General features: G+C 66.6%; 17 protein-coding genes and 1 pseudogene. 4 read left to right on the forward strand and 14 right to left on the reverse strand.

Features of this window, described 5'->3' with window-relative positions:
• Nucleotides 1–177: 177 nt before the first annotated feature.
• The 9 genes and pseudogenes from NGM06_RS06830 to mutS form a co-directional block, all read right to left on the reverse strand.
• Nucleotides 178–411 (reverse strand): DUF8119 family protein, encoded by a 234-nt coding sequence (locus NGM06_RS06830; RefSeq protein ID WP_254270079.1) that lies wholly within the window; start codon nt 409–411, stop codon nt 178–180.
• A 1-nt stretch (nt 412) separates the two neighbouring features.
• The gene (locus tag NGM06_RS06835; protein ID WP_254269556.1) at nt 413–874 is read right to left on the reverse strand and encodes a universal stress protein; all 462 of its coding nucleotides are present in this window, start codon (nt 872–874) and stop codon (nt 413–415) included.
• 1 nt (nt 875) lies between these two features.
• Nucleotides 876–2570, reverse strand: coding sequence for a VC_2705 family sodium/solute symporter (locus NGM06_RS06840; protein WP_368410463.1), 1695 nt, complete (start codon nt 2568–2570; stop codon nt 876–878).
• Nucleotides 2567–2989: a DUF4212 domain-containing protein gene (locus NGM06_RS06845; protein WP_254269557.1), complete on the reverse strand. Its 423-nt coding sequence runs from the start codon at nt 2987–2989 to the stop codon at nt 2567–2569. The genes NGM06_RS06840 and NGM06_RS06845 overlap by 4 nt, the downstream gene beginning before the upstream one ends.
• 58 nt (nt 2990–3047) lie before the next feature.
• A complete protein-coding gene (gene acs, locus NGM06_RS06850; protein ID WP_254269558.1) occupies nt 3048–5039 on the reverse strand; it encodes an acetate--CoA ligase in 1992 nt (663 codons plus the stop codon).
• Between the two features lie 161 nt (nt 5040–5200).
• Nucleotides 5201–6979 carry a bacterio-opsin activator domain-containing protein gene (locus tag NGM06_RS06855; RefSeq protein WP_254269559.1) on the reverse strand — a complete coding sequence of 593 codons (1779 nt, stop codon included), beginning with the start codon at nt 6977–6979 and terminating at the stop codon, nt 5201–5203.
• Between the two features lie 315 nt (nt 6980–7294).
• Nucleotides 7295–9223: an acetate--CoA ligase gene (locus tag NGM06_RS06860; RefSeq protein WP_254269560.1), complete on the reverse strand. Its 1929-nt coding sequence runs from the start codon at nt 9221–9223 to the stop codon at nt 7295–7297.
• A gap of 158 nt (nt 9224–9381) precedes the next feature.
• Nucleotides 9382–10656 (reverse strand): annotated as a pseudogene (locus NGM06_RS06865) (orc1/cdc6 family replication initiation protein).
• Between the two features lie 1121 nt (nt 10657–11777).
• Complete coding sequence (gene mutS / locus NGM06_RS06870) at nt 11778–14633, reverse strand: DNA mismatch repair protein MutS (protein WP_254269561.1); 2856 nt, start codon at nt 14631–14633, stop codon at nt 11778–11780.
• Between the two features lie 309 nt (nt 14634–14942).
• Between mutS and NGM06_RS06875 the strand changes: the two genes are divergently transcribed.
• Nucleotides 14943–16235 (forward strand): hypothetical protein, encoded by a 1293-nt coding sequence (locus tag NGM06_RS06875; RefSeq protein WP_254269562.1) that lies wholly within the window; start codon nt 14943–14945, stop codon nt 16233–16235.
• A gap of 39 nt (nt 16236–16274) precedes the next feature.
• On the opposite strand, the gene NGM06_RS06880 is transcribed toward NGM06_RS06875, so the two are convergent.
• The gene (locus tag NGM06_RS06880; RefSeq protein ID WP_163523801.1) at nt 16275–16472 is read right to left on the reverse strand and encodes a heavy-metal-associated domain-containing protein; all 198 of its coding nucleotides are present in this window, start codon (nt 16470–16472) and stop codon (nt 16275–16277) included.
• Between the two features lie 184 nt (nt 16473–16656).
• Between NGM06_RS06880 and NGM06_RS06885 the strand changes: the two genes are divergently transcribed.
• Together NGM06_RS06885 and NGM06_RS06890 are read left to right on the forward strand one after the other, a co-directional pair.
• Nucleotides 16657–17334: a DUF4396 domain-containing protein gene (locus NGM06_RS06885; RefSeq protein ID WP_254269563.1), complete on the forward strand. Its 678-nt coding sequence runs from the start codon at nt 16657–16659 to the stop codon at nt 17332–17334.
• A gap of 86 nt (nt 17335–17420) precedes the next feature.
• Nucleotides 17421–17771 (forward strand): four-helix bundle copper-binding protein, encoded by a 351-nt coding sequence (locus NGM06_RS06890; protein ID WP_254269564.1) that lies wholly within the window; start codon nt 17421–17423, stop codon nt 17769–17771.
• A 13-nt stretch (nt 17772–17784) separates the two neighbouring features.
• On the opposite strand, the gene NGM06_RS06895 is transcribed toward NGM06_RS06890, so the two are convergent.
• Together NGM06_RS06895 and thiD are read right to left on the reverse strand one after the other, a co-directional pair.
• Nucleotides 17785–18081 (reverse strand): DUF8152 family protein, encoded by a 297-nt coding sequence (locus NGM06_RS06895; protein ID WP_254269565.1) that lies wholly within the window; start codon nt 18079–18081, stop codon nt 17785–17787.
• Between the two features lie 72 nt (nt 18082–18153).
• Nucleotides 18154–19542, reverse strand: coding sequence for a bifunctional hydroxymethylpyrimidine kinase/phosphomethylpyrimidine kinase (gene thiD / locus NGM06_RS06900; protein ID WP_254269566.1), 1389 nt, complete (start codon nt 19540–19542; stop codon nt 18154–18156).
• Nucleotides 19543–19741: 199 nt separating this feature from the next.
• On the opposite strand from thiD, the gene NGM06_RS06905 reads away from it, so the two are divergent.
• Nucleotides 19742–20707: an NOG1 family protein gene (locus tag NGM06_RS06905; RefSeq protein WP_254269567.1), complete on the forward strand. Its 966-nt coding sequence runs from the start codon at nt 19742–19744 to the stop codon at nt 20705–20707.
• Here NGM06_RS06905 and NGM06_RS06910 read toward each other — a convergent pair.
• Together NGM06_RS06910 and NGM06_RS06915 are read right to left on the reverse strand one after the other, a co-directional pair.
• On the reverse strand, nt 20605–22023 hold the full coding sequence (locus NGM06_RS06910) for a TIGR00341 family protein (RefSeq protein WP_254269568.1): 1419 nt from the start codon (nt 22021–22023) through the stop codon (nt 20605–20607). The two genes, NGM06_RS06905 and NGM06_RS06910, sit on opposite strands and share 103 nt — an antisense overlap.
• An 87-nt stretch (nt 22024–22110) precedes the next feature.
• Entirely contained in the window at nt 22111–22860 is a 750-nt protein-coding gene (locus tag NGM06_RS06915; protein WP_254269569.1) for an SIMPL domain-containing protein, read from the reverse strand.
• Between the last annotated feature and the right edge of the window lie 32 nt (nt 22861–22892).

The following is a 22892-nucleotide window of genomic DNA, read 5'->3' on the forward strand; positions in this document are numbered from 1 at the left end:
CGCGGTAGCGCGGTTGCGGTGAACTCCTCGGAGTCGGCAGTAGCTTCTTCGGAACTCACCCTCGGCTTACCGAGGGCCAGAAGTCCACTCGATGTCGCCAGTAGCGAACGTCTGTGACACCACCCGAAATAGAATACGACCGTCAGTCTACGCGATTCGACTCGGTCAGACTCATGTTCACGACGTCTCCTTTGCCACCTCCAGCGAGGCGAAGAAGCCGAAGTAGGCCACGACGCCGCCCGCCAGCGACAGGTGGTACGCCCACGTCGGTCCCTGAAGCACGTCGAACAGCACGGACACCACGGCGACCCAGACGACGGCGAACATGAAGTCCGCGACCATGCCCGACCGATGCTCGCGGACGTGGGTTCGGACGTTGTCGAGGACGGTCCCGACTCGACTCGCCGTCACGCTATTCGACCTCCCGCTCGTCCACGACCAGCACCGACCGGTGGGTCGAGCGGAGGACGCGCTCGGTGACGCTTCCCAGCAGCATCCGCCGGACGCCCGACCGGCCGTGGCTTCCCATGACCACGAGGTCCACGTCGTGGTCCTCGGCGAAGTCGGCGATGACGTCGTGAGGTCTGCCGCCGCGGAAGTGCTCCGCGACGTCGATGCCGCGCTCGCGGCCGCGGGCCGCGACGTGTTCGGTCGCCTCCCGGGCGCGGGCTTCGAGTTCTTCCATCTCGCCGAAGCGCCCCGACCGGATGCGCTCGACCTGCTCGGTGCCGAGGCTCAACTCCGCGGCGTCGGTGTCCACGACGTAGAGCGTGTACACCTCCGCGTCGAACTTCTCGGCGATGTCGAGTGCCTCCTCGACGGCCAGTTCGGCGGTTTCGCTCCCGTCGGTGGGGATGAGGATGCGCTCGTACATCTCAGTCGTCCCCCTGCACTTGGCCGCCGTCAGACGCGAGGTCTGACGAGTCCTGACTCTCTTCGCTCGGCAGGCCGCCGTCGGTCGAGACGACGTCCTCGGCGCTCTGCTGTTGGCCCATCGGTTCCGGACTGTGACACTGCCGGACGATGCGCTTGATTCGCTCCGGGGGTTCGTCGGTCGCCAGCGAGACGCCGATGGTGACCGCGAAGACGATGGGCGTCCCGGCGAGTGCGGCCCCGACGGCGGGGAAGATGTCGGCGTAAATCTGGACGACCGGACCGGCGTCGGTGGCGAAGATGAGTTCGTTGAACACCGCCGCGGTCCAGATGGCGAGTCCGGTGGTCATCCCGGCCAGCGCGCCCTGTCGGTTGGCGTTCTCCCACCAGAGGCCGAGGAAGAACATCGGGAACAGCACGAGACCGGCCAGCGAGAAGGCCAGCGCGACCAGTTCGCCGACCAGCGCGGGCGGGTTGAGCGCGGTGACCGTCACGATAGCGCCCAGCACGACGATGGTCGCGCGACCGATGAGGAGCTGCTGGCGCTGGGTCGCGTCGGAGTTGATGATGTTCGTGTAGATGTCGTGTGCGGCGGCCGACGACGCGGCGATGAACAGTCCCGCGGTCGTGGCGATGGCGGCGGCGATGCCGCCCGCCGCGACGAGTCCGACGAACCACGTCGGGAGGTTGGCGAGTTGGGACGCCAGCACGACGATGACGTCGCCTTCCGCGCCGCTCATCCCGCTCGCGCCGTACACGTCGCCGACCTTCTTCGCGTAGAGGTCGGTACCGAACGCCGCGAACGCGGGGGCGCTCAGGTAGAGCAGGCAGATGAAGAACAGGCCCCAGACGGTGGACCAGCGCGCGGTCCGCTCGCTCTCGACCGTGTAGAACCGCACCAGCACGTGCGGGAGACCGCAGGTGCCGACGATGAGCGAGAACGCGGTCGCGACCCAGAGGTAGAAGCCGCCGTCCGTGAACGGTTGGGTGAACTCGCTGTTGAGTTGACTTAGGAGCGCACCGTACTCGACCTGCGGCAGGAACGTCGAGTAGCCCTGCGTCCACCCGACCGCGTACAGTCCCGCGAGGAACGCCACGATGAGGATGACGTACTGGACGGCCATGTTCTTGGTCGCGCCCAGCATCCCCGACAGCGCGAGGTAACCCACCGTGATGGCCATCAGCAGGACGACCATCGTGGTGTAGTCGCCGCCGAAGACGTAGATGCCGACCAGTCCCATGCCGCGGGCCTGTCCGACCGAGTAGACGAACCCGATGAGGATGGTCGTCAGCGCGGCGATGGCTCGCGCGGTGTCGGAGTCGAACCGGTCGCCGACGAAGTCGGGCGCGGTGTACTTCCCGAACCTGCGCATCTGGGCCGCGAGGAAGATGAGCAGGATGAAGTAGCCCGTGGACCACCCGACCACGAACGCGAGTCCGTAGTAGCCCGACAGCGCGATGAGCGCGGCCATGCCGAGGTACGACGCGGCCGACATCCAGTTCGCTCCGATGGCCATCCCGTTCTCGACGTTCCCGATGGACCGGCCAGCGACCCACAGGTCCTCGGTGTCGGCCACGCGGAACACGTATCCGATGCCGAGGAACAGCAGCAGCATCGCCGAGACCATCACGGCCGGAATCGCCTTGAACGAGGCGTTGAGCGCGTCCGGAAGGAGGTCCAGCGGCGTGAACATCATCGGTCGGACCCTCCGTCAGTCGCGGCCGCTTCCGGTTCCTGTCGCCGGGTCGAGTGGTCGATACCGTACTTCTCGTCGAGTTGGTCGCGCTTCCGCGCGTAGACGAACGAGAGCACGAGCGCGCCCGCCGGTGCCCCCATCGCGGTCAGGAGGTAGTGGAGCGGGAAGCCGATCACGGTCACGCTCGTCATGAAGTCGGTCGCGAGGTACGTCGCCGTCACGGGTCCGAACACGAGGAGCGCCCACGCGGCGAACATCGTCCACACGACCCTGAGGTGGTCCCGCATGAACGGGGTCGATGGCTTGAAGATGTTGACTTCCGCATCGAGGTAGTCGGCGGTCTGTCGACCGGCCGCGACGCCGCCGTCGGTCTCGATGTCGGCGTTCGATTCGTCCTTTCGTGAGTTATTATCTGTCATGGTTCGAAGTTCGTTTTGGTCTGGTCGTCGTTCGTCGTATCGAGAGGTGGAGAGGTGGTCAGTCGTCGCCGACCTTCGACGCTATCTCGCTGACGATTTCGGGGTTGCGAAGCGTCGAGGTGTTGCCCAACTCCTCGCCGTTAGCAACGTCCTCCAGAAGCCGTCGCATGATCTTGCCCGAGCGGGTCTTGGGGAGCTCGGGAGTGAAGACGACGGCCTCGGGCCGAGCGATGGGTCCGATGGCGTCCTCGACGCCCTCGACGATGCGGTCGCGCATCTCGTCGCCCTCCTCGTAACCGTCCTCGGTGATGACGTAGGCGTAGACCGCCTCGCCCTTCACGTCGTGGTTGCCGCCGACGACGGCGGCCTCGGCGACGCCTTCGACGCCGACGATGGCCGATTCGATCTCCATCGTGCCGAGGCGGTGGCCCGAGACGTTCAGCACGTCGTCCACGCGCCCCAACACGGTGATGTAGCCGTCCTCGTCGATTTTCGCGCCGTCTTCGGGGAAGTAGACCCAGTCGTCGGGGTCGTCGCTGTCGGTGTCGGAGTATTCCGCCCAGTACTCCTCTACGTAGCGCTCGTCGTTCTGGTAGAGCGTCCGCAGCATCCCCGGCCACGGCTTCTGGACCGTGAGGTGGCCCGCGCGTCCCGGTTCGACCTGCTCGCCGTCGGTGTCTACGACCTGTACGTCTACGCCCGGTAGGGGCGGTCCCGCGGACCCCGGTTTCATGTCTTTCACGCCGGGGAGCGTGGTGACCATCATGCCGCCGGTCTCGGTCTGCCACCACGTGTCGATGATGGGGCAGTCCTCGCCGCCGATGTGCTTGTAGTACCACTTCCACGCCCGCGGGTTGATGGGTTCGCCCACCGTCCCCAGCAGGCGCAGACTCGACAGGTCGTGCTTGTCGGGGTACTCCGAACCCCACTTCATGAACGCTCGAATCGCGGTCGGCGCGGTGTAGAGTTGGTCGGCCTCGTACTCTTCGATTATCTCCCAGAGGCGGTCTTGCTCGGGGTGGTCCGGCGTCCCCTCGTACATCATCGTCGTGGTACCCAGCGAGAGCGGGCCGTAGACGATGTAGGAGTGGCCGGTAATCCAACCGATGTCCGCCGAGCAGAAGTACGTGTCCTCGGGTTTGATGTCGAGGACCGCCTGCGACGTCCACGCCGTCCACGCCAGATAGCCGCCGGTCGTGTGCTTGACGCCTTTGGGTTGTCCCGTCGTCCCGGAGGTGTACATCAGGAACAGCATGTCCTCCGCGTCGCGCGACACCGGTTCGACCTCAGCGCCCGCGTGGTCGGCCACGAGGTCGTCGTAGTCGCGGTGGTTCTCGCCCATCGGGTGGTCGTAGTCGTCGCCGAGGCGGTCTACGACGACCACGTCCGACACCTCGTGTTCGACGCCGCCGAGGCCCTCGTCGGCCTTGGCCTTGTGTTCCAGCGCGTCGCCGCGCCGGTAGTAGCCGTCGCAGGTCACGAGGTACTCGGAGTCGGCCGAGTTCATCCGGGTGGCGAGGGCGTCAGCGGAGAAGCCCGCGAAGACGACGCTGTGGGGCGCGCCGATGCGGGCGCACGCCAACATGGCGATGGGGAGTTCCGGAATCATCGGCATGTACATCGTCACCACGTCGTCCTCGCCGACGCCCATCTCCTTCAACGCGGCCGCGAACTCGTTGACCTCGCGGTGGAGTTCCTCGTAGGTGTAGGTGCGGTTCTCCTCGTCGGTGGGTTCGCCGACCCACTCGATGGCCGCCTCGTCGCCGCGCTCGTCCAGATGACGGTCGAGGCAGTTCGCCGAGGCGTTGAGTTCCCCGCCGGTGAACCACTCGTAGAACGGCGGGTTCGAGTCGTCCAGCACCGTGTCGTACTCCTCGTTCCAATCGAGCAGGTCCGCGGCCTGCTCCCAGCACTCGGGCCACTCCTCTTCGAACGTCTCGTAGACGGAATCGTCCGAGACGTTCGCCTGCGAGACGAACGATTCGGATGGGACGAATCGCTCCTGGTCGGCGAGTCGGGCTTCGAGTTCGACGTCTTGTTCTTCCGGCATGAGCCGTATTCACAACCACAACATAGCTATATAAGTGATGGAACTAACTATTCCAAACGGTCTCGTTCGCCGTGTATAGCCGTCATAAGTGGATATTATGGTGTTTAATGTCTGCAGTGGAGGGTTTAACTGAACCGCGGCTCGCACGCGAGGCTAAATAGTTAGTGTCCGTCGGCGTCCACCGTTCGGGGGTCGGGGTCGTCGAAAACGGCGTCGAGCACCTTCTGCTGGGCCTTCCGGAGGTGGTTGTGGAGCGTCGGCGAGGAGACGTCCATCGAGGCGGCGAGTTCCTCGGCGGTGCTGCCCCGGGGCCACTCGAAGTACCCGGCGAGGTAGGCGGCCCGGAGGACGGTCCGCTGGCGCTCTGTCACGCGGTCGTGGACGGTCTGTTGGACGGTGGCCGCGCTCTGGACAGGTTCCTCGACGTCGCGCTTCGAGCGGAGATTCGTCGCCGGGAACGCCTCCTCGACGGCCTCCACGACTCGCCGGGCGTCCACGCGCGGCGAGAAGACTCCGGACACGTCCGCGACGCCGCCCTCGACGGAGAGTTCGCGGACGGTGCCGCCGCGCTCGACCAGCATCGGCGCGATGGAGTCGCCCGAGACGGCGAACTCGAAGAGCGCGCCGTCGCCGTAGTCCCGGATGAGACGGGCGTCGTCCACGGCGTCGGCGCTCGACACTCGCTCCAGCACGTCCCCGACCGCGGCCCCGGTCGCGGTGACGAAGTAGAGCAGCGAGTGGTCCTCGACCGGGACGACGCCTTCGAGTTCGAATCGACACCCGAGGTCGGCCGAGGCCGCCACGAGGAAGACGCCGCGGTCGGTGGTCCGCAGCGAGAGCGCGACGCCGGTGTCGGCCAGTAGCAACTGCTTGCGAGCGATGGCGGTGACGGTCCGGCCGACGCGCCGTCCGGCGTCGGCGACGAACGTCCGGTCGGCCGACGCGAACGCGTCGCGGGCCACGCAGAGCAGTCCGTGGACCGTCTCGCTCGACCGGAGCGGCGCGACGGCGAACGAACACCCCGACAGCCCCCCGTCGGAGAGCGCCCCGTCGGAAAGCACTCCCTCGGCCGACGCGGTATCGACCACTTCCACGTCCGCGATGTCCTCACCGTCGGTCACGCCCGCCGCGTCGAGAACGTCGGCGGGGACGCCGTCGGTGGACGCCGGGGCGGCGCTCGTCCGGACGTCGCCGCGCTCGTCGCAGACCCAGACCGCGCGGTACGCGTCGGCCAGACGGTCGCAGACGACCTGTTCGGCGTCCTCGGTCGTGGACGCGTCCGCGAGCGCCTCGCCGAGCGCGCTGGCGCACGCGAGGAGGTCGTCGCTTCGCGCGTCGGCGGCGCTTCGCTGGCGGGCGGGCGGACGGCGTTCGATTCGCGGGCTGGCGGGCGACTCGTCGGCGAAGGCGTCCACGACCTCCGCCGCGGCCGGGTCGTCGAGGTACGGCGCGAGACTCTGGAGGCTCTGCCAGCCGCCGACCGCCTGCACGACTCGGGGGGCGACGCCCTCCTCGACGAGCAGTCGCCACGCGAAGTGCTGGCGGAGGTCCCGGCAGGTCACGTCGCGGAGACCGTCGGTCCGGTCGGCCACGTCGCCGACCAGCATCTGGACGCGCCGGGGCGACACGTCCACGACCGGGTCGTAGCGGTCCACGTCGTTCGCGTTGGCGAACTTCCGGAGGTCGTGGGCCACCTCCTGTGGCACGTACGCCTCGCGGGTGTCGCCGTCGCCCTCGGGCACCGTGAGCAGGTAGTGAACCTCGCCGCCGCGCTCGCGCTCGCGGAGGTCCGCGGGGCGAACGCGGGTAATCTCCGACGCTCGGAGACCGACGCGCCCGGCGAGCGCCACCACGAGGTCCTCGCGGTACGTCTCGGTCCGCCGCCGGAGGCGCTCGTACTCGGCGGTCGTCAGGAACTCCTCGCGCGATTCGACGGCCATTCTGTTTCGCACTCCTTCAGGATAGCGAATAAACGTTCCGAAACGAGCTTCGAAGCGTAATCCGGTTCGAGTGGAGGGAGCCGTCGGTTCGGCGTTATCGCTCGACTCGGCTTCTCTGACCTCTTACGGTGTCTCAGTGGGTTGTAGTTCGTTCTGTGATTCGTCGATGAACGCGATATTCACCTCCGAGTTCCGGTTGCGACTCTGATTGTACGAGCGAATTGGCCGGTTCACTGCTTTTCCGTTCTACCACGGAACCACTACTCGTGGAGCAGAATTTCGCACCCTCAGAAAAAGACGAAACGAATCGAACTCCTACCGGTCCAACAGCGATTCGAGTTCGCCGACGACCTCCGGGTTCCGGAGCGCGCTCGTGTCGCCGAGGTCCTCGCCGTTGGCGATGGCCGCGAGGTAGCGGCGGACGACCTTCCCCGAGCGCGTCTTCGGGAGCGACGGCGTGAACGTCACCACGTCGGGTGCCGCGATGGGACCGATGGCCTCCTCGACCGCTTCGCGGACGCGCCCGCGGAGCGCGTCGTCGCCAGCCACGTTCGACTCGGGGCTGACGAAGGCGTGTATCTCCGACTTCCGGACGGCGTCGGCGTCCTCGCCCACGACGACGGCGGCCTCCGCGACGCCCTCGACGCCGACGATGGCCGACTCGATTTCGGTGGTACTCAGCCGTCTGTCCGAGACCTTGAGCACGTCGTCGGCACGCCCGAGCAGGTGGACGTAGCCGTCCTCGTCGCGGACGGCGTTGTCGCCCGTGGCGTACTGCCACTCTCCGTCCACGGTGCGCGTCCGGCGCGCTCCCCACCCGGACCCCTCGCACAGCGACCGGGCCATTCCCGGCCACGGGCGCGTGACGACCAGTTGGCCCGACTCTCCGGGAGGAGCGGATTCGCCCAACTCGTCGACGACGTCCGTCTCGATGCCGGGGAGGCTCTTCCCGACCGCTCCCGGGCGCATCCGGTCCACGCCGGGGAGCGTCGAGAGGACGATGCCGCCGGTCTCGGTCTGCCACCACGTGTCCACGACCGGGCACTCGCCGTCGCCGACGTGGTCGCGGTACCAGTGCCACGCCGTCTCGTCGATGGGTTCGCCGACCGTCCCCAGCAGGCGGAGACTCGACAGGTCGTGGCTCTCGGGGTGCTGCTCGCCCCACTTCATGAACGCCCGGATGGACGTGGGTGCGGTGTAGAACACGTCCACCTCGTTGCGCTCGATTATCTCCCAGAGGCGGTCGGTCTCGGGGTGGTCGGGCGTCCCCTCGTAGAGGACGGTGGTCGCGCCGAGCGCGAGCGGGCCGTACACCGCGTAGGAGTGGCCCGTAATCCAGCCCACGTCGGCCGAACACCAGTGGGTGTCCTCGGGACCTAAATCGAGGACGGCGTGGCTGGTCCACGCGACGTGAGTCAGGTAGCCGCCGGTGGTGTGGCGGACCAGCGTGGGTTCGCCCGTCGTTCCGGAGGTGTAGATGAGGAACAGCAGGTCGTCGGCCTCGCGCGAGACGGGTTCGATTTCCGCCCCGGCGTGGTCGGCCACGAGGTCGGCGTACGCGCGGTGGTCGCCCGCCGCGGGGTCGTCGTCGAGGCGGTTCACCACGACCTGCTCGACGGCGTGGTCCACCGACACGCAGGCGTTGTCGGCCCTGCTCTTGAGGTCGAGCGCGGCCCCTCGCCGGTAGTAGCCGTCGCAGGTCACGAGGTACTCCGACTCCGTGCCCGCCAACCGAGTGGCGAGGGCGTCCGCGGAGAAGCCCGCGAAGACGACGCTGTGGGGTGCGCCGATGCGGGCGCACGCCAGCATGGCGACCGGCAGTTCGGGAATCATCGGGAGGTAGAGCGTGACCACGTCGTCTTCGCCGACGCCCATCTCGCGGAGCGCCGCGGCGAACGCGTTCACCTCGTCGGCGAGTTCCCGGTAACTGTACGTCCGAGTCTCGCCGAGTTTCCCCTCCCACGAGATGGCGGTTTCGCCGCCGCGACCCGCCTCGACGTGGCGGTCCACGCAGTTGTACGAGGCGTTGAGTCGCCCGCCGGGGAACCAGCGAGTCGTCCCTTCGTCGTCGAGTACCGAGTCGAACGAGCGGTCCCAGTCCAGCAGGTCGGCCGGTCGCTCCCAGCACTCGGGCCACCCCGCCTCGCGGAACGCTTCGCAGTCGGCCGCCGTGACGTTCGCCGTTTCGACGAACGACTCCGGCGGCGTCACCCACTCGCGTTCGTCGGGACTGCTATCGACCATTCGTCTCGGACTTCGCGCAAACAGGGGAAAAATGGTTCGCCTCTCAGCGGTCGGTCGCCCCGAGTCGGGGGCCGATTTGGGGGGTCGCGCTACCGACACTAATTACCGACTCGTCACCCCTCCGTCACAGCCGCTCCCTGACCGCCGTTCGGTATCGCTCAGCTATCGCTCGCGAGTTGCGCCGCGACGACCGCCGTGACCTCGTCCTCCGAGAGGTCGCCGAGCCGCGAGTCCTCGCCGAGGGTCGCCATGATGGTCGCCGGTTGCTCGTTGAACGTGAACTCGATGAACATCCCCGAGGACGGCCCGTGGCTCTTGCGTTCGGACTCCACGATGGAGTAGGTCGTCAGCTCCTTCATCTTGTTGACGTACGTCTCCTGATGGTACTGGTCGGTGTCGAGCGCGTCGGTGAGGAACTGGTAGACCTGATACCCGGTCGTGCTCCGCGCCGAACTGCTCCCGCTCTGGCTCGCCACCGCCGCCGTGGCGTAGAGACAGAGCTTCTTCTGCGTGCTGATTCCGCGCGTGACCTCCAGCACGCGGTTTCGCTCGACCTTGTCCTGAGCCTTCCGGACGTGGCGCTCGCCGACTCGGTCCGCGCCCTCTCGCTCGGCGAGGTCGCCCGCGACTCGCATGAGGTCGATGGCCTTCCGGGCGTCACCGTGGGTCTGGGCGGCGAACGCCGCCGCGAGCGGAATCACGTCGTCTTCGAGGACGTCGTCGTAGAAGGCGTCCTTCCGGTGGTGGAGGATTGCGCGTAACTGGTTTGCGTCGTAGTCGTCGAAGTGAACGTCCTCCGGGGTGAACGAACTCAGCGCCCGACTGCCGACCGATTCGAGCATCTTCGTGTCGTTCGTGATGGCGGCGATAGACACCTGCGCGGTGATGTCGTTGCTCGACCCGGCCCGCGAGAGCTGATAGAGGAGTCGAGAGAACGCCGGTTGGTCCTTGTCGCGGCGGCCGACGAGCATGTCCAACTCGTCGAGGACGAACACGACCGTCTCGTAGTTCTCGTTGACCAGTCGGTAGAGTTCCCGCCACTTCTCCTTGGTCGAGACGCCGTGCTGGGGCACCTCCAGCGGGACGCCCGCCCGGTCGGCGACCTTCCGGGCGAGTTCGTAGACCGCCGACCCGAGCGTCCCGATGTCCTAACAGTTCATCTCGACGACGCCGAACCGAATCCCCCGGTTGTCGCAGAGGCGGCCGATGTTCTCGCACACCGCGTTGATGATGAGCGACTTCCCCGTCCCCGACGGCCCGTAGAGGAAGAGGTTCGGCGGCCGGTTGTCGCCGATGGCGACCCGCAGCATCTTCGTGACCTGCGTGAGTTGCTCGTCGCGCCCGACGATTCGCTCCTCCTCGACGACCTCGTTCGGGTTGAGCAGCGACCGATTCCGGATGAGCGACTTCTGCTCGTCGAACTCCAGCAGCATCTCCTCTATCGACTTCGAGTCCGGTTCCGCGGACTCCGAGTCGCGTTCCGCGGACTTCGGGTCCCGGTTCGCGGACGCCGAATCTGCGTCGGAGGCGGCCACCTTCCGGAGGTCGGACGCACGTCTGCGCTCGGGTTCGCCTCGGAGGTTCGCGTTACCGGTGTCCGATACGGCGTCCTTACTGTCGTCCGATACGGCGTCTTCACTGGTCTCCGATACAGTATCGTCGCCGACGTTCGATACCGCGTCTTCGTCGGTATCTAATACCGTGTCCTCGGTAGCGCCCGAAACCGCGTCCGCCGGTCGCTTCTCGCCCGGCGGGTCCCGCAGAGAAGCGTCCCCGTCTTCGGCGTCTCCAACTGGGGCGTCAGAATCCATGCTTCGGCGGTCTCGGTCCGCCCATTAAACGTTGCCGTTATCGATGTGTTTTCTCGGGGTACGACTCGGGAGGGAATCGGATTCCGGGGACGCGAAGTGGAGTGTCAGATTTCGCTCGGAGTCCCGACGAAGTGTCCGGTCCGCCGGTACTGTGAGTGCCACCGACCCAGAGACACCTCTATCGAAGTGTTCGGGCGGATTGGGTGGGGTCGATGTGAGGCCGTCGTTCGGCGGTGAGGGGAAACTGCTCTCGTGAAACCGTTCCGCGCTCCGCTCCCATGACGGAGTGCTCGGCCGCTAGGTGGTCTCACGCAACGTTCTCTCTCAACTTCTGCTCTCTCCTTCCTCACCTCCTCCTTTCACTCTCCTTCCACCCTCTTCGAACGACCCTCACACTCACCTCTATCGAAGTGTTCGATGTGTTCCGTCTGTGCGATATCTCCGTCACCCTATCTCGATTCTGATTATTTCTCGGGAGGAAAACCTACGTAGGGCGAGTAGTTCCTCCATCGAGCGCCCGCGACCGCCTCTCGATTTCGCCGCTCCCCGCCCTCCGACGACCGAACACTTCGATAGAGGTGTCTCCGTCCGTACCGTCCCGAACGGTAACACTTCGATAGAGGTGCCCCTTCCCGGAACCGACTTCGCGACGAAACACTTCGATAGTGGTGTGTGACCCCGTTTCAGACCTCGGCGAGTCTCGGACGCCCACACTTCCGGCGTCGCCTCTCGGTACCGGCGAGTCACTCTCGCAACCGCTCTTGCCACTCCTGAACCCGGTTCATCAACTCGATGGGTGAGGTGTCGCTCAGGTCCGTGTCCTTCACCGCCTCCGCCACGGCTTCCGTCTCCGGGTCCACCGACTGCGTATCGACCGACTCCACATCCACTGACCCCGCATCGTCGCTCCCGCCTGCGCCGTCTCCACCCGCGTCGTCGCCCCCGCGGAACTGCCCCGACCCGAGGTCGAACACGACCTGCTGCGGGTCGCTCTCGCCGCCGCGCTGGCCGCCTCCGTCGCCGCTCTGGCCGCCGCGCACGTCGATGGCCTCGTCCTCGCGGAGTCGCCGGAGGACGTCGCGCGAGCGCTCGACCACCGGTTCGGGCACCCCGGCGAGGTCCGCGACGTGAATCCCGTACGAGCGATTCGTCGGCCCGTCCTCGACGGTTCGGAGGAAGGTCACGTCGCCGTCCGACTCGTCCGCGGCGATGTGGACGTTCTGGACGCCGGGGAGTCGGTCGGCGAGGCTCGTGAGTTCGTGGTAGTGGGTCGCGAACAGAGTCTTCGACCCGACCTGATTGGCGAGGTACTCCGTGGCGGCCCACGCGATGGAGATGCCGTCGTAGGTCGCGGTGCCTCGGCCCACCTCGTCCAGAATGACCAGCGAGTCCTCGGTGGCCGAGTGGAGGATGTTCGATAGCTCCTGCATCTCGACCATGAACGTCGAGCGACCCTGCGCGAGTTCGTCAAGCGCGCCGACGCGGGTGTAGATGCCGTCCACGACCCCGACCTCCGCGGCGTCGGCCGGGACGAAGCTCCCGATCTGGGCGAGCAGGGTTATCAGCGCGGCCTGTCGCATGTACGTCGATTTGCCCGACATGTTGGGTCCCGTGACGACGAGGAACCGGCGTTCGCCGTCGCGTCCGGCGGCGGATTCGCGGTCGGACGGCGAAGTCGCCGGGGCCGACGAGGAGGCCGTCCGGTCGGACGACGAGGACGCGCGCGCCCCGTCCATCCGGAGGTCGTTCGGGACGAACTCGGTCGTGCGCTCGACCACGGGGTGGCGGCCCGCGTCGATGCGGAGGTCCCCCGACTCGGTGAGTTCGGGTCGGACCCAGTCGTTCTCGACGGCGTGGACCGCGAGGCTGGCGAGGGCGTCGAGTTCCGCGAGGGCGCGTCCCACCGACTGCAGGAGGTCGGCGCGCTCGGCGACCCCCTCCCGCAGGTCGCCGAACAGTTCGTACTCCAGTTCGCCCCGGCGCTCTTCGAGGCGGAATATCTGGCGCTCGCGCTCGTCCAACTCGTCGGTGGTGTAGCGCTCGGAGTTCTTCAGGCTCTTGAGTCGGTCGTAGCGGTCAGGAACCTTCCCCGTCTCGGAGTTCCCGACCTGAATGTAGTAGCCGTCGGTCTTGTTGCGGTCCACTTGGAGGTGCCCGATTCCGGTCTTTCGCTTCTCGCGGTCGTCCAGCGTCGCCAGCCACTCCTCGGCCTCCTCGTGGCGGTCGATAATCTCGTCCAACTCGTCGTCGTAGCCCCGGCGGAACAGGCCGCCCTCCGTGACGGTTCCCGGCGGGTCGTCCGCGAGCGCGTCCAACTCGTCGCGGAGGGCGGCGGCCGCCTCGCGGTCCGGTCGCGTGACGATTTCCGCGAGCGGCGACTCCGACAGCGTGGGGTCGCTGGCGACGGCGTCGGCGACTTCTGGTAAGAGCGCGAGGGTCTCGCGCACTCGCAGGAGGTCGCGAGCGTCCGCGCTCCCGTGGGCCGCTTTGCTCGCCAGTCGTTCGAGGTCGTAGGCCCCGTCGAGCGTCTCCCGGACCGTCTCGCGGGCCAGCGCGGAGTCGGCGAACGCGGCCACGCCGTCGCCCCGCCTGCGGAGGGTCGGCAGGTCCTGTCGGGGTCGCTGGAGCCACTCCTTCAGCAGGCGCTTGCCCGGACTCGTCACCGTGTGGTCGATGGTGTCGAACAGCGACCCGTCGCGGTCGCCCTGCATCGTCTCGGTGAGTTCGAGGTTGCGCTGGGTCGTCGCGTCGAGCGAGACGTGGTCGTCGCCCTCGTAGGACTGCAGGCGCGTCATCGAGGCCTTGACGCCGGTCCCGGTCTCCTCGACGTACGAGAGCAGCGCGCCCGCGGCCTGCACCTGCGGGTTCTCGTTCCGCCTGCTCGCTCCCGCCGTATCGTCGAGACCGACGCTGGCGAGGGTCTCCTGCCCGAACTGCGCCTTCGTCTCGTGGGTCGCCCGACCCGGCGCGAACGCGTCGGCCTGATGGAGCGTGAGCGTCGCGTCGGTGCGCTCGCGAATCCGGTCGAGGAACGCGTCGTCGTTGCGGACCTCGGGGCCGGGCAGGACTTCGGCGGGGTCGAACCGGTACAGTTCGGTGAACACCCGGTCGGTCGCGGCGTCGGCGTCCTCGCCGGTGACCTCCGTCACGAGGAACCTGCCGGTGGTCACGTCGGCCACGCCGAGACCGTAGCGCTCCGGCGAGACCCGGACGACCGCGGCCAGATACTGGGCGTCGGCGTCGGTCGTCTCCAGCAGGGTACCCGGGGTCACGACCCGCGTAATCTCGCGGGCGTGGCCGTCGTCGGTCTCGTACTGGTCGGCGATGGCGACGCGGTAGCCCCGCTCGACCAACTGCTTGAGGTGGGGCGTGAGTTTGTCCACCGGGACGCCTGCCATCGGGTAATTGGACCCGTGGCTGGACTTCTGGGAGACCTTCAGGTCCAGCAGGTCCGCGACCGTCTCGGCGTCCTCGCCGAAGAACTCGTAGAAGTCGCCGACCTGCATCACGAGGAAGTCGGCGTCGGTCTCGGCCTTGAGCGAGAGGAACTCGCCGACGATGCCGGTCGCCTCGGCGTCAGCCTCGGACACGGCGGCCACCTCCCCGGAGGGACGAACGCGAGAGTAGAGTCATCATCGGGAGACAGGGGCGACGACGACTAAAACGGTCCGGGTTGCATCGGAGTCATCCCGCTGTACTTCGACGATGGCAGTGTCGGTTTGAACCACCACTGATACGTGGGGAAATCACCGACGCACGAGTGACGTAACCGCCCGCGCTAACGGACGGCGCTCGGGGTACTTCCGCCATCGAACCCTGTAAATCGTGGAGGCGTACAATCGTGTACTGACGACGAAACTGATTAGTCGGTCGTAGTGGTCCTTCCGCGTTGGGGGTGACCGTTCGTCATGGACCGAACAAGCAGACGAGCGTTCTTGGCAGGCATCTGTGGCATGCCGTTCCTCTCGTCGCACACCGTGGACGTGGAACAGGCGAGAGACGGGATTCTGGTCGATGTCAAGGGTTGGCGGAACGACCCGCTCACGCTGGACGAGGTGAACCGAATTCAACGAGATGCGATAGACGACTACAGGAAGCAGTACGGCAACGCACCGATTAGCGTCGGCGAGTTCCGATTCCGACGCGACCCCGCGATTATGGCGTTCGTATACAAAATTGCCCCGGACGGGCGTAGTCGGTACTACATCGGGGGTATGTACGACAGAAGCCGGATTCCGACGACAGGGGAAACGACGACTGAGGAGGTGGCCGAAACGACGACGACTGAGGAGGTGGCCGAAACGACGACGACTGAGGAAACGACGACCGAAGCGTTCGAGAGGACGACGACCGAGACAGTCGAGGAGCCGACAACGACGACTGAAGAAACTGTCACCTCCGAAGACATCGAGACGACGGAGGGACTCGTGGAGACGACGACCGAGGCGGCCGACGGGACTCCCGGGTTCGTGGAGGACGAGGTCCGAAACATCCACAAGACGGCACGGGAGCAGAGGAAACGACTGGCCGAATCTATGACCGCCACTGCTACCGAAACGGAGTCCCGACCCGAGACGACGCGTCACGAATCTGGTTGGGGTTACACCGGTGACATCCAGGACCAGTCTGACGAAGCGTGGCGGTTCCTTACCGGCGGTACGTTGGACGTTCGTAAGTCCCCGTATGGAAGCGTCGTATCGGTGGTAGACGTGTATCACTACGACGCCGGGCTCGACCGAAATCTGTTGGCGGCCAGACAGAACTTGAACGTCTACCCGGGATTCACTCAGTTCGATACCGACGAGCAGTGGATGAATCGTCGTTCGATTGCGTCCCACGACTGGAACCAAGGATACGCCAATCGAATCAGCCTGACCGCACACGAACCGGCCGGACTACGAAACGGCAGTTATCGGACCTCCATGTTCCTTGGCGTGCGCAATGTTGGTCTGCGCTGGTCGTACTCTCAGCCGAACGTGCGACGTGAAGACCACTCGGAGAATCCCACCGCAAAGTGGGTGTGGTTCTGGAACGAGGGCCACACCAACCCGGCGGTGTTCGAGGTCGGTAGCGAAGCCGAGGCGTCGTCGAACCCGTCTCACGGTGACGCGATAATCGACGTTCGTTCGCTTTCAGAGTTCGCAAAATCGCGGTCAGAGCGAAATACGGTCCGTGCCGTTCAACGGTTCGCGTACGAATAGTCGTTGGTGAGGACTTCCGGTTCGCGGACGAAGTTTCGACTACACCTTCGCCGTGTACCCGGCGTCCTCGACCGCGGCCGCGATGTCCTCGTCGGAGGCCTCCCCTTCGACCGTCACGCTGTCGCGCTCGTTGTCGGCCTCTGCGTCGGTCACGCCCGGCAGGTCCCGCAGCGCGTTCTCGACGTTCTCCTCGCAGCCGCCACAGCTCATGCCTTCGACGGTTATCTGTTTCGCCATGTACGTCACTAGGGGAGCGCTCCTTTTCGGACTTTCCCCTTCGATTCTACGCTCTGAACTCGGAATATAGCTCAGAAAATAAGGTTAATGACGGGAGACGGTGAGGAATACGTCGAAAAACCCCTCGGAATAGCGTTGCGGATTAGCCACAACCCGGTAAAACGCGAGAGCCGTATCGACGTACATGGGTATCCAACAGGCGCTCCAGAACGTGCTGACGAACCCCACCGTCCTCGCGGTGTGGGCCGTCGTCGTCGCGCTGTCGCTCGGCGTCCTCGTCTGGGACCTCCGGACGAACAACACGGAACTGAAGAGCCTCATGAAGTTCGTTTGGGGCTTCACCGTGCTGTACTCCGGGCCGCTGGGTCTCGTCGGCTACTGGTACTCGGGCCGGGCCCAGATAGACCGCGACTCGCTCTGGCGGAAGGGGTTCCGGTCGGTCAGCCACTGCTACTCGGGTTGTGGAACCGGCGAGGTGCTGGGCTTCTCCATCGCGGTCGGTCTGTTCGCGTTCAAGACGACGGGCGTCGTCGTCCTCACCTTCGCGCTGGCGTACTTCTTCGGCTATCTCATGACGGTCGGCCCGCTCCTGCAGGAGGGGGTCGGCCTGCGAGAGGCGCTCTGGGACGCCTTCTACTCCGAGACCGCGAGCATCACCGTGATGGAAATCGTCGCCATCAGCAGCGACATCTGGCTGGCGGGCGAGGCCGGACTGGGCGACGTGCTGTTCTGGACCTCGCTGGTGTTCTCACTGACGCTGGGCCTCCTCGCGGCCTATCCGGTCAACCTCCTGCTCATTCACTTCGGCGTCAAGGAGGGGATGATGAACCCCGCGAAGATGGGGACCGAGATGGGGGCGTGACGACTCCGACAGGAGCCGAAACGAACGACCTCACCCCGTTTTAGCCACCGAGCGTAAGTCGCTCGCTATCGTGTCACCCAGATGCGATGGCACTAGCAGAACTCGAACTGAACGACACCGCCGAGGAGTGCATGGACAACTGCCTCGAAGCGATGCAGGCCTGCGAGTGGTGCGCCGACCAGTGTCTCGACGAGGACATGGACATGTCCAAGTGCATCCGCCTCTGTCGGGACGTGGCCGACCTCGCCAGCGAACACGCGCGGTTCATGGCGCGTAACTCCAACTACAGCACCCAACTCGCGGAGGCCTGCGCCGGGGCCTGCGAAGAGTGCGCCGAGGAGTGTCGGCGTCACGACCAGGACCACTGTCAGGTCTGTGCCGACGTGCTGGACGACTGCGCCGAGTCGTGCCGCCAGATGATGCAGCAGGCGGCCTGACGGCGCTCCCGACTCACAGCCGCGACTCGATTTCTTCGACCAGTTCGCGCGCCGCGGCGACGCGTTCGTCGGCCGCGTCGTTTCCGGTCGATTCGACGTTCGAGAGCAGCATCCCGACCTGCCCGACGCGCTTCTCGACGACCGCCTCGGGTACGTCCGGACCGGTCGCGTCCTCGCAGACCGCCTCGGCCTCGCCCAGCCACTGACTCGCCCGCGCTTCGACCGGCAACTCGGCGGTCGCTTCGAGGTGGTCGTGCAGGTCCGCGACGAGCGCCGCGAGGTCCTCGCCGTCGTCGTCGGAATCGGACATACGCGTCCTACGTCGCGCTCTGGTAACAGTAGTGCGGTCGAAGCGACTCCGATGCGACGGTCGAAGCGACGCTCAGTGCGCGTCCAGTAACGTCAGCACGCGCTCGGCCAACTCCTCGCCGTCCTCGGCCACCACTTTCGTCATGGCCTCCTTCCCGACTTCGCCCCGGTCCACGACGGCGACCGGGGTCCCCTCGACCGACTCGAAGGCCCGTCTGGCACCCCACTGCATCGTGGATCCTTCGCGCTTCTTCACCTCGTCCGGTTCCGCGCCGCGGTCGTACGCGGCGACCGCCCAGTCCAGACGCTCCAGCGCGGCCTCCACGTCCGCGTCGAACCGGCAGTTCACCGCGAACCGGAGGTCGGGGTCGAACTCCCGACAGGCGAGCAGGAAGCGCGCGACGTGGCTCGACGCGCCGAAGCGCACGCCCCGGTTCGGTTTCACGCCGGAGAACGTCCGCGTGATACGCCCTTCCACGGCGGCGGTCTCGCCGACCGATTCGGCGTAGGGCGTCGCGCCGACGACGTTCATTCCGACCTCCGGTACGAGGGCCGACACGTCGGCCTCCACGAACGTCTGGACGACTTCACGGACCGCCTCCGCGGTCGGTTCGCGCGCCGCCCGGTTCCGCCGCTCGACGCCGTGGTGGACCGCGCCCGGTCCCTCGCCCACGTCGAGGTGGTAGCGAATTGAGCGAGTCACGACGTCCACGCCCGCCTCGACGGACTCCGCGAGGGCGTCGCCGCGGGCGAGACGCGCCGCGACGGCCGCCGAGAGCGCACATCCGGACCCGTGGGTCGCGTCGGTCTCGACGCGGGGATGCTCGAAGGTTCGGGTCCCGTCCGGCGTCACCAGCACGTCCTGAAGCGCGTCGCCTCCGACGTGGCCGCCCTTGACGAGCGCGGCGTCGGCACCCATCGCCAGCAGTTCCTCGCCAGCCTCGACCGCGGACTCGCGGCTCTCGACCGTCACGCCGGTCAGGACCGCGGCCTCGTCGGCGTTGGGCGTCACCAGCGCGGCCGCAGAAATCAGTTCCTCGTACGCCGCCTCGGCCTCGCGGTCGAGCAGTCTGTCGCCGGAGGTCGCGACCATCACCGGGTCCACGACGACGGGGAAGGCCGCGCTCGCGGCGCGGTCTGCGACGACCCCGACGATTTCTGCAGTGGCGAGCATCCCCGTCTTGGCCGCCCGCACGCCGAAGTCGCCGGTCACGGCGTCGATTTGGGCCGCGACCTCCTCGGCGGGCAGGACGTGGGTGGACTCGACGCCGCGCGTGTGCTGGGCCGTGACCGCGGTCACGGCGCTCGTCCCGAACGCGTCGTGGGCCTCGATTGTCTTCAGATCCGCCTGCACGCCCGCGCCGCCGCCCGAATCGCTCCCGGCGACGGTGAGCGCGACTGGCTTCTCGACCGGTGCTGGCGTCCGCGTCTCGGTCGCAGATGGTCGGCTCCCTCTGCTCATTAGCTGGTGGTAAAACAACGTGGTACTTAGTGGTGCGGGGTCGTAGCCGAGATTCCTCGGTGGCGCTGTAGGTCGAACTGAAACATTTCCCGCTGTCGCTCCATCCGGCAGAAACCCGTACTGCAACCGTCCGCACGTCCGAACCGGGGCCGCGCTCGTATGGACGCCCTTTTAATCCCGCGAGACCCTACCTATGCCTATGATTTTCGAGAACCTACCGACGACACCCACGTCGGAGGAACTCATCGACAAGGCGTTCTCGCGGGCCGCGCGGGCGGGACGGGCCAAGAACGGGACCGAGGCCCAGCAGTCGATGCTCCAGACGGCGTCCAACATCCTGAGCGACAACATGCAGAACGTCGCCGCGGAGTGGCCGGACTTCGACGAGGTGGACCCCTTCTACTACGAACTCGCCGACGCCATCGTGGACGTGAACGAACTGCGCCAGAGCCTCTCCGAAATCCAGTGGGCCAGCAGGAAGACCCACGACATCGGACGGGAGTATCAGGGCAAACTCACCGGCGACGCCGACGCCGACCGCAAGATTCGCAAGCAGGGGTTCGCCCGCCTCGCGGACATCGTCGAAGAGGTCGAAGACGACCTCCTGCGGGTCGGACAGGCCCATCAGGACCTCCGGCGACTCCCCGAAATCGACCCGGACGAACCGACCATCGTCGTGGCCGGATACCCCAACGTCGGCAAGTCGTCGTTCGTCAACGCGGTCACGAACGCCCGGAACGAAATCGCGGAGTACCCCTTCACGACCAAGGGCGTCCGCGTCGGCCACTTCGAGCGCGACCACATCCGCTACCAGATAGTGGACACGCCCGGCCTGCTGGACCGACCCGAGGACGAGCGCAACGACATCGAGAATCAGGCGGTCTCGGCGCTCACCCACCTCGCCGACGCCATCCTCTTCGTCGTGGACGCCAGCGGGTACTGCGGCTACCCCCTCGACGCCCAACTCGAACTCCGGGACGCCATCGCCGAGCGTTTCGGAGACGTACCGGTCCTCACCGTCTGCAACAAGTCGGACCTCTCGACGGACGTGGAGGCCGACGCCTACATGAGCGTCGAGAGCGGCGAGAACGTGGACGGCGTGCTGGACGACGCCGTCGAGGCGGTCGGGTACGAACCCGAACTCCCCTTCGAGGACCGGGAGTAGACCGCGGGACGGGGCGCGTCGAGCGACCCCTGCGTGGTGTTCGCGGTCTCGTAGTCCACGAAGTGAACCCGAACCGACGGATTCTGGCCCGTCGCGGCGTTCAACCGCTGCTGGAGCCGATTCGCCAGTTCGGGATACTCCCGGTCGGACGTGCGACTGATAGTCACCGTGACCGACTCGGTCTCTAACAGGCCGCCGCTGAACGCGTACTCGGTGGAGGTCTGGACGTAGGTGAGGTTCGCGTACGCCGGGTCCTGAAGCACCGAACTGATCTCCCGATTGATGGTCTGTTGGTAGGTAATCTGCTGATACGTGGCGAACGTCGTGGCTCCCACGACGAGGAGGAGCACCGCGACTCCGACCGCGACCGTCGCGGTCTGTTTTCGACTGTCGAACTCCCAGAGCCCCGGCTCGAATCCGTTCGGTCGATAGCCGAGGTACCGGAGCGTGGAGAACGCGGCGACGTTGATGCCGATGAGCGAGATGAGCAGGAGGACCAGCGACCCCGCCGCGACGACGGGAAACCCCCAGATGACGGCGATGCCTGCGGTCGCCGCCGCCGGAATCAGTGCCGCGGCGATCATGACGCCGATGAGCGAGGTCGGTCCCTTCGTCGTGAGTCCGAACGCGGAGGCGCTCCCCGCGGCGAGACCGACCGCCACGGTCAGCAGACTCGGCGCGACCCGCGAGCTAATCTGCCCGAGAGCGGTGATTCGCAACTGGGGAACGAACGAGAACGTCCTGAGAACGTAGCCGAACGCCAGCGCGGTCACGACGGCGACGCCGAGTCCTATCGCCTGTAACTTGATGCTGTCCACGAGCATCTCTCTGTCGCCGGTGACCGCGCCGACGCTCGCGGTGAGGACCGGCCCGACCATCGGCGCGATGACCATCGACCCGACCACGATTGCGGGCGAGTCGAGCAGCAGGCCCGCGGTGGCGATGATGGCGCTCAGGAATATCATCCAGACGAACGACGTCCGGTCGTGAGCCATGTCGCGGGCCTTCGACCGGAGTTCCTTCCGAGTCAGCGGGTCGAAGTCGTCGGAGTACCTGTCCTCCAACCGCTCCATGTTCGGGGTGGAAGCGGTCTCGGCGTTCGCCATGACGGTGTACTGGTCCTCTTCGAGACCGGCATCGTTGAGTGCGTCCATCACGTCGCCGACCCCGTCGCTCGGCAGGGGAAACTCCACGAGTACCTCCTCGCTCGTTCGCTCGTCGGTTTCGAGAACGGCGTAGTCTATCTCCTTCGAGTCGAGCGCGCCCAGAACCGGGCCGCGTCGCTCGTCCGGAATCAGGACGTGTATCAGTCGCACAGCAGAGCCACGGCGTACCGACGCAAAAACATTCAGGCCGCCTGCGGGGGCGCTACGGACCGATATCCCGGTCGCGCCGGAGGGGTCCTACGCGCCGGTCGCGTTGTAGGTCACTTGCACCTGCGCGACGACCGTCACCGGTCCGGACTCGATTTGGGTTCCGGACTGTCCGGCGGCGTCCGCGGAGAGCGATTCGGCCCTCACGGGACTGTAACTCACGTCGCCGGTCGAGGCGCTGTGGACGCCGGTGATGGTCAGGTTCGCGCTCTCGGCGATGACGTCGGCGTTCGCGCGGGCGCTGTCCATCGCGTCCCGGAGCGCCTCGGCGCGGACCTCCCTCCGTCGCTCCTCGGACAGCGTGAGTTCGACGCCGTCCACGCGGTCGGCCCCGTTCGAGACCGCCGCGTCGATGATTGCGCCCGCCCTGCTCGCGTTCGACAGCGTAATCTCGAAGGCGTGGACGCCTCGGAACCCGGCGGGCCGCCGCTCGCCGCCTTCCTCGCGGTACTCCTGTTCGATGTTGTACGCGACCGTCCGGATCTGGTCGTCGGCGACGCCCGCCTGTCCGAGCGCCTCGCGCATCCGCGTGACGTTCTCCGCGAGCGACTCGCGGACCACGTTCGCGTCGTCGTCGCTGGCGACGACCGCGACACGCACGACGGCTTGGTCGGGCGTGGCCGCGGCCTGCCCGGTCGCGGAGACGCCGATGGTCTTGCCGCCGCGGTCGGGTTGTTGGGTCTGTGCGCTCGCGTCGGCGGTCGGGGCGACGCTCCCGACGCATCCGGCAGTCACTAGCAGGAGGGCGACCCCCACGGTTGCGAATACTCCCTTGTACATCGCTCCCTGATACGACGGGGGCCGAGAAAAAG

Origin of the sequence: Halorussus aquaticus (genome assembly GCF_024218795.1) — an archaeon.
GTDB classification, from domain to species: Archaea; Halobacteriota; Halobacteria; order Halobacteriales; family Haladaptataceae; genus Halorussus; species Halorussus aquaticus.

Bases quoted from the DNA above. Each gene is read 5' to 3' on its own strand.
- NGM06_RS06855 (WP_254269559.1), bottom strand. From the start codon at position 6,979: ATGGCCGTCGAATCGCGCGAGGAGTTCCTGACGACCGCCGAGTACGAG.
- NGM06_RS06860 (WP_254269560.1), bottom strand. From the start codon at position 9,223: ATGGTCGATAGCAGTCCCGACGAACGCGAGTGGGTGACGCCGCCGGAG.
- acs (WP_254269558.1), bottom strand. From the start codon at position 5,039: ATGCCGGAAGAACAAGACGTCGAACTCGAAGCCCGACTCGCCGACCAG.
- NGM06_RS06905 (WP_254269567.1), top strand. From the start codon at position 19,742: ATGATTTTCGAGAACCTACCGACGACACCCACGTCGGAGGAACTCATC.
- NGM06_RS06885 (WP_254269563.1), top strand. From the start codon at position 16,657: ATGGGTATCCAACAGGCGCTCCAGAACGTGCTGACGAACCCCACCGTC.
- NGM06_RS06845 (WP_254269557.1), bottom strand. From the start codon at position 2,989: ATGACAGATAATAACTCACGAAAGGACGAATCGAACGCCGACATCGAG.
- NGM06_RS06890 (WP_254269564.1), top strand. From the start codon at position 17,421: ATGGCACTAGCAGAACTCGAACTGAACGACACCGCCGAGGAGTGCATG.
- NGM06_RS06915 (WP_254269569.1), bottom strand. From the start codon at position 22,860: ATGTACAAGGGAGTATTCGCAACCGTGGGGGTCGCCCTCCTGCTAGTG.
- NGM06_RS06880 (WP_163523801.1), bottom strand. From the start codon at position 16,472: ATGGCGAAACAGATAACCGTCGAAGGCATGAGCTGTGGCGGCTGCGAG.
- NGM06_RS06840 (WP_368410463.1), bottom strand. From the start codon at position 2,570: ATGATGTTCACGCCGCTGGACCTCCTTCCGGACGCGCTCAACGCCTCG.
- NGM06_RS06835 (WP_254269556.1), bottom strand. From the start codon at position 874: ATGTACGAGCGCATCCTCATCCCCACCGACGGGAGCGAAACCGCCGAA.
- thiD (WP_254269566.1), bottom strand. From the start codon at position 19,542: ATGAGCAGAGGGAGCCGACCATCTGCGACCGAGACGCGGACGCCAGCA.
- NGM06_RS06895 (WP_254269565.1), bottom strand. From the start codon at position 18,081: ATGTCCGATTCCGACGACGACGGCGAGGACCTCGCGGCGCTCGTCGCG.
- NGM06_RS06875 (WP_254269562.1), top strand. From the start codon at position 14,943: ATGGACCGAACAAGCAGACGAGCGTTCTTGGCAGGCATCTGTGGCATG.